We start from the raw sequence: 11,326 nt of genomic DNA on the forward strand, positions 1-11,326 counted from the left end.
CAAAATCTGGGTTAATATTTGATGCAACATATAAAAGTACGCTAGTGAAAAATTAATGGGATTTTACTTGTTTTTTAGCACAGTACTTTGTTGTAGCCAGTTTTTTAATTCCATATTCGATTTGATTCAGTCAGAATCATTGGGTCTTTATCTGTAATTAATATTGTTTGTTCGTGTTGTGTCACAAATCCACCTTTGTTGCCAACTAAAGTCCAACCGTCATTTAATTCTACTGCAACAGTCGATTTAGTCGAAATGAAAGTTTCTATTGCAACTGTAGTGTTCTTTTTAAATCTTTCACGATTTGTTTTAACTCTGTAATTTAAAATATTTTCAGGTTCTTCGTGTAAACTTCTTCCAACTCCGTGTCCTGCTAAATTCTTAATTACTTTAAATCCAGACTTTTTTGCTTCGGTCTCAATTATTTGTCCAATATCAGCTATTTTAACACCACCTTTTATGTTCATAATAGCTTTTTTTAATATGTTTTTGGAAGCATCTACAAGAGGTTGATGATTGTGTATATCTTTTCCAAGAACAAAAGAACCTCCATTATCAGACCAATATCCATTTAATTCAGCCGAAACATCAATATTTATTAGGTCACCTTCTTTAAGTATTTTATTTTCAGATGGAATTCCGTGAGCAACTTCTTCATTCACGCTTATACAAGCATAACCAGGGAAGTCATAAGTTTCATAAGGTGCTGATTTTGCTCCATAACTTCTTAAAATTTCACCGCCATATTCGTCCAATTCTTTTGTTGACATTCCAACTTTAGCATATTCTCTCATCAATTTTAGTGTAGTTCCAACAACTTCACTAACTCTTTTCATTCCTATTAATTCAGATTCTTTTGTTATCGACATTTCGTTTTGTTTAAATTGGCTACAACTCGTTATATAAATCAAAACACATCCCATATCTCATCCTATTTTCTAGATAACAGTAGTTTATATGTTTTGTTCGGTTTTAAAATTACCTAAAATTAATTAGTTCTATATACGTAAAGTCACGTATTTTTATTTCATAAAAAATAAACGGTATCAGTAACTCAATGGTCCTCATAAACTTTGACTGTTTAAGTGTGTAAAAAGCCTAAAAATAACACTGTTTTAAGATGTTGAGGGTTTTAAATTACTAGTTTAGTAGGTGTTGCTATCCGTTAATATACAATTCCAAATATTGAAAAAGCAGCCCAATAATTCGGATTATAATTGATCTCATTTTTATAAGTTAAGATGGCTTGTCTAAGGGCTTCATGTGGCATTAATTCTCCACCTTTCATTAAATTGTCGAAAAACAAGCTCATCAATTTGGCTGTTTCGGTATCATTAATGCTCCATAAACTCATTAAAACATGATTGGCACCCGCAATTTGAAACGCTCTAGTTAACCCAATTAAACCTGCGCTATGCGATTGTCCTAATCCTGTTTGGCAAGCACTAAGAATAACCAAATCGGCATTTAATAAGCAATCATGTCTTATATTTTGAATGTCGCGAGCCGTTAGAAAACTCTGATCAGCATTTTCTGCTAGCACTAAAAAGCTATTGTCTAAGGGATCAATTTCTTGAGAAATGCCATGGGTTGCAAAATAAATTAAATCGTATTCGCAAATGTTCTTTTTTATGGTAGAAAGTGTTGCGTCTTTTCCAATAAGCTTTGTATAGGTAGAACTATCCAATTTACTGGTAATATAGTTGACTTCTTTTTCTGTTCCTGGTAAACTTGGAAATTTCCATTTAGAATCATTAGGGAATTCTGGATTTGCTACAAAGAGCGCATTTTCAAAGTTATATTGAACCTCGTTGTCATAAATACCTCGATTTCCCTTCATGTGATGATTTACCATTATTTCATATAAACTTGGAGCGATAGAATAGCTTAAGCGATCTATGAGAAACTCATCCTCAGTTAGTTTTAGAGCCGCAAACGGAAGTATTGAAATATTTAACGTTGGTACTATTATTAGGTGGTCAAAAGTCTTTAGTTGATCTGTGAATGGAAGTAAGGTTTTGCTGATGTCCTCATAAGCTTTTTTATGATTAGCCTTATCTCTTTTGTTAGTCGATGACGCTTTAGAGCCTCTTTTTAAAGGAGCTCTAGTAGAGGCTATGTTTGAAAACCATTGATTAGCACTATTAATGTTATTAATAAGTGTCTCTTTTTCTATAACTGTTTTATGTTTAAGTGTCTTTCCAAGCTTGTCAATTAAGAAAATTTTTAGAGTGTCTTGCTCGTGAGTGTATAACAGCAATCCAACATTAGCTTCATAGTCATTTAAAACCTGTTGCAGGTCTCCTTCGTCAACCTCTCCACTATAAGCCCATTCTGGCAGAGTAGCACCTCTTGAATTGTATAGGTCAGACAGGTTTTTACGGTTAGATTTAATAAGTTCATCAATCGTCTGACTTTTGGCTTGGTTAAAAGCCATGACAAGAAGTAAAACCATTAGTACTGTTTTAGAGTTTATGACCATAACTAAGATGCCTGTGTTTAATTTAAAACTATTGGTATTATTTGCCTCGTAAAGCTAACTAAAACAATCTAAAACGTTTAGCTTAAATTATAAATTATTTTAGCGAAACATAAGGTTATGTTTCGAGAAATAATCTTGAAATTATAACGGTTTTTAACATATGAACTGCTTTAAATCACCTTAAAATTTCAGTATTTTTATCGCACTAAATAAAACAACTAAACATGAAGAAATTATCCCTTACAATTATTGCCTTTATTATTTCATTTTCGTCCGTCATGGCGAATGAAGGTATGTGGTTTCTAATGCATATAGAGCGTTTAAATCATCGCGATATGCAAAAAATGGGTTTACAATTAACTCCCGAAGAAATCTACAGTGTTAACAATCAAAGCTTAAAAGATGCTATTGTGCAATTCAATGGTGGCTGTACAGCTAGTATCGTTTCAGATAGTGGACTGGTCTTAACAAATCACCATTGTGGTTATGATGCTATTGCAGAATTATCTACAGCAGAACAAAACCATTTAAAAAATGGATTTTGGGCAGGGTCTTTGGCAGAAGAAATGAAGCCAGAAAGTTTATATGTTCGCTTTTTTGTGAGAATGGACGACGTCTCTAAACGTATGTTAGCACAAGTTAATGATAGCATGAGCGAAAAAGAACGTGGAGCAGCACTTAACAAAGAAATCGCTAAAATAGAACAAGAAAATAGCGAAGGTGGAAAATACACCGTTTCTGTGCGTTCATTTTATCAAGGTAATGAGTTTTACTACTTTGTTTACGAAGATTATAAAGATGTACGTTTGGTAGGAACCCCTCCAGAAAATGTAGGAAAGTTTGGTGGAGACACGGATAACTGGGAATGGCCAAGACATACTGGTGATTTTTCGTTATTCAGAGTGTATGCTGATGCCGAAGGACAACCAGCAGATTATTCTACAGACAATGTGCCCTTAAAAGCAAAATACCATTTGCCTGTTAATATTGATGGAGTAGAGGAAAACGATTTTGCCATGATCTTAGGCTATCCTGGTCGTACTAACCGTTGGATGCCAGCACAAGGTGTAGAGCAAAATGTGAAATTCGCTTATCCTGCTTGGGTTGAAGGTTCAAAATTAAGCATGGACGTGATGAAAAAATACATGGATGCAGACGAATCTGTAAATCTTATGTACGCTTCTGGTTATGCCGGTATTGCTAACTATTGGAAAAATAGAGCAGGAATGATTGAAGCCTTAACGCAGCACAAAACCGTAGAGAAAAAGAGCAAAACGGAAGCGAAATTTGATAAGTGGGCCAATAAGAAAGCTAACAAAGCCATGTACGGAGATGTGATCTCAAACATCAATAGCTATTATAGTCTAACAAACGAAAAAGCGAAACAATCTAATTACTTATTAGGCATTTTACGTTCTAGTAAATTTGCTGTTTTACCGTATAGAATAGGAGCTGCTTTTAAGCAATATGCTGGAGCTAATGAGGCAGAACGTAAAAATCTTTTACCAAGATTAGAAGCGTATATAGAAAATAACTATAAGGATTATCACTTGCCATTAGAGAAAGAAATTTTAGCGAAACAATTAGGATTGTTGGCTTCTAAATCTAATTATTCTTTACCAGAATTAGTCGCTGAAATAGGACAACAAAATGATAATGATTTTACAGCTTATACTAATGCTATTTTTGATTTAAGTTTATTTTCTTCTAAAGAAGGAGCTTTAGCGTTTTTACAATATCCGGATATTGCCATTTTAGAGAATGACCCTATGTTTAAATTATCTAATCAATTATTAGATAAGTATAGAGAAAGTCCTGAGGAGTTAGAGCAGCCAGAAAATGATTTTGAAGCGTCTTTTAGATTATTAGTAAAAGGTTTACGCGAATCTGGATTAAGTGATATTCAATATCCTGATGCGAATTCTACCTTAAGATTATCTTACGGAAAAGTGAGAGCGTTGCCAGCAGATAAAAGAAACGATGCTAAAGTAAATAATTACACCACATTTAAAGGCATGATTAAAAAGTACAAGCCTAACGATGATGAGTTTGATTTAGACCAAAGCATGTTAGATATCTACGAAAAGAAAGATTATGGACGTTACGCTAACGAGCGTGGTGAATTACCAGTAAACTTCTTAACGGATAATGATATTACAGGTGGAAACTCTGGGTCGCCAGTGGTTAACGGAAAAGGAGAATTGATTGGTTTAGCGTTTGATGGTAATATTGAAGCTATGGCTGGTGATGTTATTTTCGATAAAGATTTACAACGTACCATTAATGTCGATATTAGATATGTACTTTGGTTAATAGATAAATACTCTAATGCCAAACATATTGTAGATGAATTGACTATTATTTCAAAATAGTCATTACTAAAACTCTTTATACTAAAAAAGCGATCTGAAATTCAGGTCGCTTTTTTTTTGTAGTACATTTTAGTATTGTTATGTTGAGGCTTATTTGTGTTATTAAAACAAAGACTCTATGTATTAATTCTGAAGATTAAATATTTTCGACGCTTAAAATTTCTAGTTTTCTTTCTCCATCCTTAAAAGGCCAATTTATAACATCGCCTACTTGTCTACCAATTGTGGCAACAGCAACATCACATAAAATAGATAATTTTCCTTTTTTATTGTTTGTTTTAGTGGTGGCTACAAACGTATATTCTTTTTCTTTGTTTTCGGTATAATCTTTAATTTTCACACGTCTATTTACCGTAACAACATCATTTGGCAAGTCGCGTCTAAGGACTTGTTTGGCCTCTTTTAATTCTAGAAGTAATAGTTCTTCTTCTTGTTTAGTTACTTTTTTTCTTCGAACATGATCTTTAATCATATCGTATATTCCGGTTGTTAAAATTACATTTTTTGACATACTATTTTTTTTTGAACTTCCTTCTTAAAATTATGTCGTTGTGACTCAGTCATTCAAAATAGTGCGCCATATATTGAGCTCCTGTTTTGAGTGCTAACGTAGTGTTAAGAAGAAAATAAGATTAAAATTTGAGAATCATAAAGTGTAGCCCTGTTTTGAGTCGTAACAGGGATTAATTAATGAATTCTTTAGAATTTTTTAAAAAAATATCGTCATGCAAATAAGATAATGACAAGGTAAACCCTAAAGGATTTTTTTCAGTGTATAGAAAGTGAAATGCAGTCATTTGTATTAAAATTAACGAGTTACAAAGTTAATGATTATATTCAATATTTACAATTTTAAAGCTACTTAGGTCAATTAAAAGCAAGGTTTTAAAAGACTTAATAGAAGGGTGTTATGGTTTTAAAATCGAATGATTTTTATAGATTACTTACAACTCGTTATATAAATATAAAACATCGTGTCATCACATCATATATGAGGATAAGATTTCTTATGAAAAACGATTTAAAAATTCAGGTCGCTTTTTTTTGTGGTACATTTTAGTAAACTGTAATGCGGTTTTCTTTGTCTGTTTGCGGTGTTTGGGTGTTCTGGTATTATGAGTTTTTTATTGAAAATGTTAAGGAGTTTTAATGTCGTTACCTTTAATAGTCATCAAACTTTAATGTTTTGTTTTTCATTGCTTTTTGCCAGCTAGAAGGAAAAATTCCATGATCATTTTCGGTAATATTTTCTATTATGGTCGTTACTCGATTCTTAATTGTAGTAGGCAATTCGTAAAACTCTTTATCAATCTGTGTTTGTCTTTCGTCATCATGTATGGCGTTCTGATGTCTTATTACACTCTTTTTATTTTTGTAATAAATTAATATTTTTATTCTTCCATCATAGAAATCATTCATTCCAAAAGTGCCATAAACCATTATTGGATCTGCAAAACCATCGTTGTCATAATCGTCTATTTTAAAGTATTTTGTCCAATAAGAGATGGAATATTCATCACTGTTAGGTAATATAAAATCATTAAACATCCATTTGAGTTTAAAGTCATCGTTTTTATAGGTATAACAATAGGCTTTAATAGCATCGGAACACGCATCTTGTTCTACGCATTCGGTAAGGTTTTTGGTCATTACAATAAAATGCATTCCTGCCTGGTCATTATATTGGTAAACCTTGTGAATAGAATAATCTAGTTGTAATTTAGCTTTAATATGATCTGTAAAAGTGGAGTCAATTTCCTGTTTAGATAACTGTTTACTTGTTATGTCAGATTTTTGTCCAAAAGTGAAATTGTAAATTAAAATAAAAAATAGTATGAGGATTCTCTTCATTTTTTGTCTTGTCCTGAAATATGTTAACAGCTTAAAATTGAATTAATCTGATACTATATACCATATTTGGTGTTTTATAATCTAAATGATAAAAGTAATCTTATGTCATTAGTCAAAGGCATAGACTTTAGCTATTGTTTCTTTGATGATCTTACTAATACACTCAATCTTTTGACTGTTTTATTTTCTTAAAAATTGCCCATAGTATTAAACCACTAAAAAAAACAATACAGGCCGTTCCAATTATTTTTCCAAGGGTTGAATCATTAGTGTTTAAAATATAGAGCCCCAATAAAATGAATAAAATTGAAAAACCAAACCCTTGTAGAAACTTCATCATAATTGTGTTTTTTTAATTAATTTAGAAGCTTTTCTAGCTCTTAATAATTTCATTAAAAACCCATAGACTAAGCCACCAGTTAGCCATATTATAATCTTTACCCAAAAGCGATCAAAGGTAAAGTCATCTGTAATAACGTCGAGAATACTTGAGAACATTAGCATGATGACTCCAAATAGTAATCCTTCTGTAAGCCAATTAATTTTTGTGTTCATATTTTTGTTTTTAGTTGGTTTTTCAAATATGGTATATCTTGTTAGTGCATTTTAATTTATGTGTTTAAGAACCTAATTTAATAAATAAAAACTGAATAAAAAATCAGCGTGGATTAATATAATTAGTCTATAACTCGCACTATATTATTTATGGCCTAATTTATTTTATCAGTCTAATGATATTGGGATATAAGTTTTCGGTTTTTCCATTATTTGTTTTAATGGCAAATAATATCGGCAAGATTATATTCAAAGCGTAAAGTGCGATAAAAATATAAAATAGAATTTCATAAGTTCCGTAATGCATTATTTTAAACAACGCAAAAGTGGTTATTGAAATGAAAGTTAAAACAGACCAAACTATTTGAAAATTTAAAAGATTTGCGCCTACTTCTTTTAATCCAATTATCTTATCTTTTTTATTCATCCATAAAATTAACGGGATAATGATATTACCAACAGGAATTGCTAAAAACACCATAACGGAAAGATGAAAAATTATGAGATAACTTTTGTCGGCTTGTTTTCCGTAATCTAAAATGTCTTCTGTAATTATGTCAAGAGCCTCACAAATTAAATTCAAGGTTTTTCCACGTGGTTCACTTTCGTTATTTTCAATCCGTTGAATTGTTCTTAAATTAACTTTTGCGGATTCCGCCAACTCCTCTTGAGATAGTCCTTTTTTCTTTCTTACTTCTCTAATTTTTTTTCCGATTTCGATCATAATTAATTTTGTTTTATTGTTAAAGCAAAACTACTTACGAATCTATCATTTTGATAACGGTTTGTTTGCGACATTTTTACGACATTCTTGTCAATCTGTTGATTTTGTTACGTTTTTTTAGATGGTGGTCATGGAGCGTTCGTGTATGGAATGTTGCTTGGGTAAGCACGAAAGTTAACAAATATAACAAAATATAAAATCTACGAATCCTATAGTTATTGCGATTTTTAAGTAGGCTAGACCTAGCAATTAATTGTACACGGTGTTAGCAGCTGTATTTATTCAGATATTGTTTAGCATCTCTGATATTTAATTCAGTTTCATTTGCTCCTTGTCCAGTTCTGGTTTTATTAAAGACAGGTTCTTCTAGCCGGTCAAGAGCAATTAATAATTGAAAAACTGCAATGCTATTGTCATTTTCTAATTCAATATTTAACCATTTTTGAAAATCTGAAATTAGATTACGATTCCCAATTTTTGATAAAGTCCAATATGCGCTAATGCGTTCCTCCTCTTCTTTATAAATTCCGTTGCTAATTCCGTCAACAATTAGTCTTTCCAGTTCAGACGTTTCATATTCAGTCAATTTTGATTCCGCAATTATTTGTTTTTCATACTCTGAGTGAGAACTTCCGTTTGCTCTTTCGAAAATAAAGGCGACTTCAGTAAATTGATGTTTGCTAAATTTCATTGAACAGAATTAAAAGAAGTTAAAGAATAGAATTGAGCCTAAAAAAGCTGAAACCAAAAATGAAAAGAATCCAATTATTCCAACCTTGTATATTCTCTTTTTCTTTTTAAGAAGATTTAAGCCTAAAATTGGTAAAAGTAGCACTAAACCAAATATTGAAAAACTGATAGTTCTTTCAAATGTGCTTCCAACAAAATTTAATCTTAAAACGTCAATTTGTTCAGATGAACCTATCCATAAAAATCTAGACATCAAGAAAACTCCTATTGCAATTAATATGATAGATGTATAATTGAATATCTTCATTTCAAATTGTGCATAACAGTCTTGTGTATGGTTAAGCACCTAATTTAGCAAATAAATCACAGATAGAATATTCCGCAGGAATGTTCGTAAGTCGGCAGTGACCTAGCAATTCATTATACATGGTGTTGTAGGTAGTTTTTATATTCGATATCCAAGTCCAAATTTTAAAAGATTTACGTTCGTATTGTACTTTGAATTAATTATCGGCTCTTCCTGACTTAAAATTATATAATCAAATTGTGCTTGTATAAATACTCTTTGTGTTATGTCATACTGGAATCCTACATTCAAGTCAATTCCACTTTGAGTGTTATTTACGCTAAAACCATCTCTAAATCCACCATTTCCTCTTAGTTCAGCTATCTTTTCATCAGAAACAGAAGAATTAAAAATCATTGAAGCGTACCCAATTCCAATAAACGGATGTAACCTGTTTAAGTTTAGTTCAGCGAAAATTTTGGGTTGTATTAAATAAGATTTTATTTTTAAATCCCCATAAAATCTGCTGAGTTCTGAATTACTTTTCAAATAACTTGCGTTCATAGATATTCCTAAAGCAACTTTTTTAGAATTTATAAATTTATATTTAGCTCCTATATCGATAACTCCATCATAATTGTTTGCTATAAAATTATTGTCGAATGGGTAAGGAAAATTCAATTCAGCACTAAATTTATAATCTTGGGAAAATGATTTAATCGCAAATGCAATTAAAAATATTGTAATCAATGTTCTTTTCATATAGTTTGGGTCAAATTACCTACAATGGTCTTGTATATGATTTCGTTGCGTGTTTAAGTACCTAATTTAGCAAACAAATACGAACCAGAGAAAATTCCGAAGGAATTTTCCAAATAAGCACTTGCCAAAGCGATTAATGATACACGGTGTTGTAACACGTTTTTATTTAAATATTTTTTCTTCAAGTTCTCCTTTTTCGTATACTTTATAATATTTTTTTGTCTTTGATGTCATTGGAACATTGTTTTTCTTATCTCCAATAAATTCCAATAATATTTTCGCTCCTCCAAGTTGAACTTCCTTAACGTCTTCTTGTTCGCTATATTTATGTCCGTCTTTTGGTTTGCACTCTAAAATTCGGTTGTGATTTACCTTTTAGTCTAATCCGTAATTTATCATTGCAACAGCATAAAGAAACTGTTGTTTATTTTCGTTAGTTAAAGCGTCGTAGAATTTTCCAAAGGTTGGTATTCCCATTCCAATGTCTCTGTTCATCCAAAAACCTACGATTTGAGCCGCTGATTTAAATTCAGTTCCATTTGGATAAACAGGATTTGAAAAGATATACTGACTTGCATCGAAAATCAGATTTTCATAGTCTTTGTATTCTGGATTTTCATCTTCTTTCATTTTTGCTAAAGACACAGAAAAAAGTTCGTTAGATGAAGAAGGAAATGTGAATGAAGTCCAAAGTCTTGATTTTACGATTTTGTCATTAAACTTACCAGGTCTAAATTCAATGGAATTAATCGCTTCTTTTATGATTTCGTTTGTCGTTTCAGACTTTGGATATGAACTAACAGTCACATCATTAATTTTCGAGTCTTCTGTAATTGTTAGGTAAACATAAACATTACCTTTAAATTCAATTTCTGAACTTAGGTTAGGATAAATGAAGTTTCTTAAATTTTGTTCAGAACAAGCGATTTGTTCCTTTTCTGAAAGTCCAGAATCACAGTCATTTTCAAATGGTAATTCGGTTAAAACAGCATAATGATATATTTCCTCTTTATCTTGTTTAAAGGGCTTTACTTTATATCCTCTTTCAGCCGATTTGTCTGCATCCAAAAAATGGCCTTTCGGTATTTGTCCAATTCCTAAAAATGGAATTAGTAGTAAAAAAGTCAGAATGTTTAATTTGTATTTCTTCATTTTGTTGATTTGGTCAAATGTGTTACAACGGTTTTGTGTATGATTTCGTTGCGTGTTTAAGCATTAAAGTTAGCAAATAAATCACAGATAGAAAGTCCGCGAGGACTTTCGTAAGTAGGCTCTAACTAGCAATGAATTATACACAGCTTAAGTTTACAATTCATTAAATTTAAGGATAAATTAGAAAGAACAAAAGAGAGGAATAAGGTTAATATACACGCAGAGACTTTAGATCTCGTCAACATTGAAAATCCCCTCTCTTTTCTACACAGATTTCGTACAGTTCTGTGAGGCTTTTAGACCTCGATTTTAAGTCGTTGAAACTCGCGTAGTATGTCCTTTCAAAAAAACATTTTCTTATGAATAAAGGTATTAAATATTTTGGAATTGACATCAGCCAAAAGGTTTTTGATGTTACAGATTCTGATGGTAATTACTATCAGTTTAAAAAC

General features: G+C 31.4%; 10 protein-coding genes. 1 reads left to right on the plus strand and 9 read right to left on the minus strand.

Annotated elements, in window-relative coordinates; all coding sequences use genetic code 11:
- Positions 1 to 104 precede the first annotated feature (104 nt).
- Positions 105 to 869, minus strand: a complete 765-nt coding sequence (map, locus tag BLT80_RS19570; RefSeq protein ID WP_092471195.1) for a type I methionyl aminopeptidase — start codon at positions 867 to 869, stop codon at positions 105 to 107.
- Positions 870 to 1,165: 296 nt separating this feature from the next.
- Complete coding sequence (locus tag BLT80_RS19575; protein WP_175455656.1) at positions 1,166 to 2,455, minus strand: CHAT domain-containing protein; 1,290 nt, start codon at positions 2,453 to 2,455, stop codon at positions 1,166 to 1,168.
- Between the two features lie 251 nt (positions 2,456 to 2,706).
- Here BLT80_RS19575 and BLT80_RS19580 point away from each other — a divergent pair, with 251 nt between their 5' ends.
- Positions 2,707 to 4,854, plus strand: a complete 2,148-nt coding sequence (locus BLT80_RS19580; protein WP_092471199.1) for a S46 family peptidase — start codon at positions 2,707 to 2,709, stop codon at positions 4,852 to 4,854.
- A 136-nt stretch (positions 4,855 to 4,990) separates the two neighbouring features.
- On the opposite strand, the gene BLT80_RS19585 is transcribed toward BLT80_RS19580, so the two are convergent.
- From BLT80_RS19585 to BLT80_RS19620, 7 genes are all read right to left on the minus strand, one after another.
- Complete coding sequence (locus BLT80_RS19585; protein ID WP_092471201.1) at positions 4,991 to 5,365, minus strand: GreA/GreB family elongation factor; 375 nt, start codon at positions 5,363 to 5,365, stop codon at positions 4,991 to 4,993.
- A 650-nt stretch (positions 5,366 to 6,015) separates the two neighbouring features.
- Positions 6,016 to 6,705: a M949_RS01915 family surface polysaccharide biosynthesis protein gene (locus BLT80_RS19590; protein ID WP_092471204.1), complete on the minus strand. Its 690-nt coding sequence runs from the start codon at positions 6,703 to 6,705 to the stop codon at positions 6,016 to 6,018.
- 336 nt (positions 6,706 to 7,041) lie between these two features.
- Positions 7,042 to 7,260, minus strand: a complete 219-nt coding sequence (locus BLT80_RS19595) for a hypothetical protein (RefSeq protein WP_092471206.1) — start codon at positions 7,258 to 7,260, stop codon at positions 7,042 to 7,044.
- 160 nt (positions 7,261 to 7,420) lie between these two features.
- A complete protein-coding gene (locus BLT80_RS19600; protein ID WP_092471208.1) occupies positions 7,421 to 7,984 on the minus strand; it encodes a helix-turn-helix domain-containing protein in 564 nt (187 codons plus the stop codon).
- A gap of 265 nt (positions 7,985 to 8,249) precedes the next feature.
- Positions 8,250 to 8,675, minus strand: coding sequence for a hypothetical protein (locus BLT80_RS19605; RefSeq protein WP_092471210.1), 426 nt, complete (start codon positions 8,673 to 8,675; stop codon positions 8,250 to 8,252).
- Between the two features lie 444 nt (positions 8,676 to 9,119).
- Positions 9,120 to 9,722, minus strand: a complete 603-nt coding sequence (locus BLT80_RS19615) for an outer membrane beta-barrel protein (protein WP_092471216.1) — start codon at positions 9,720 to 9,722, stop codon at positions 9,120 to 9,122.
- A 375-nt stretch (positions 9,723 to 10,097) separates the two neighbouring features.
- The gene (locus BLT80_RS19620; protein ID WP_092471218.1) at positions 10,098 to 10,874 is read right to left on the minus strand and encodes a hypothetical protein; all 777 of its coding nucleotides are present in this window, start codon (positions 10,872 to 10,874) and stop codon (positions 10,098 to 10,100) included.
- Between the last annotated feature and the right edge of the window lie 452 nt (positions 10,875 to 11,326).

Origin of the sequence: Winogradskyella thalassocola (assembly GCF_900099995.1) — a bacterium.
Taxonomy (GTDB): Bacteria; Bacteroidota; Bacteroidia; order Flavobacteriales; family Flavobacteriaceae; genus Winogradskyella; species Winogradskyella thalassocola.

Bases quoted from the DNA above. Each gene is read 5' to 3' on its own strand.
- map (WP_092471195.1), bottom strand. From the start codon at position 869: ATGTCGATAACAAAAGAATCTGAATTAATAGGAATGAAAAGAGTTAGT.
- BLT80_RS19575 (WP_175455656.1), bottom strand. From the start codon at position 2,455: ATGGTTTTACTTCTTGTCATGGCTTTTAACCAAGCCAAAAGTCAGACG.
- BLT80_RS19580 (WP_092471199.1), top strand. From the start codon at position 2,707: ATGAAGAAATTATCCCTTACAATTATTGCCTTTATTATTTCATTTTCG.
- BLT80_RS19585 (WP_092471201.1), bottom strand. From the start codon at position 5,365: ATGTCAAAAAATGTAATTTTAACAACCGGAATATACGATATGATTAAA.
- BLT80_RS19590 (WP_092471204.1), bottom strand. From the start codon at position 6,705: ATGAAGAGAATCCTCATACTATTTTTTATTTTAATTTACAATTTCACT.
- BLT80_RS19595 (WP_092471206.1), bottom strand. From the start codon at position 7,260: ATGAACACAAAAATTAATTGGCTTACAGAAGGATTACTATTTGGAGTC.
- BLT80_RS19600 (WP_092471208.1), bottom strand. From the start codon at position 7,984: ATGATCGAAATCGGAAAAAAAATTAGAGAAGTAAGAAAGAAAAAAGGA.
- BLT80_RS19605 (WP_092471210.1), bottom strand. From the start codon at position 8,675: ATGAAATTTAGCAAACATCAATTTACTGAAGTCGCCTTTATTTTCGAA.
- BLT80_RS19615 (WP_092471216.1), bottom strand. From the start codon at position 9,722: ATGAAAAGAACATTGATTACAATATTTTTAATTGCATTTGCGATTAAA.
- BLT80_RS19620 (WP_092471218.1), bottom strand. From the start codon at position 10,874: ATGAAGAAATACAAATTAAACATTCTGACTTTTTTACTACTAATTCCA.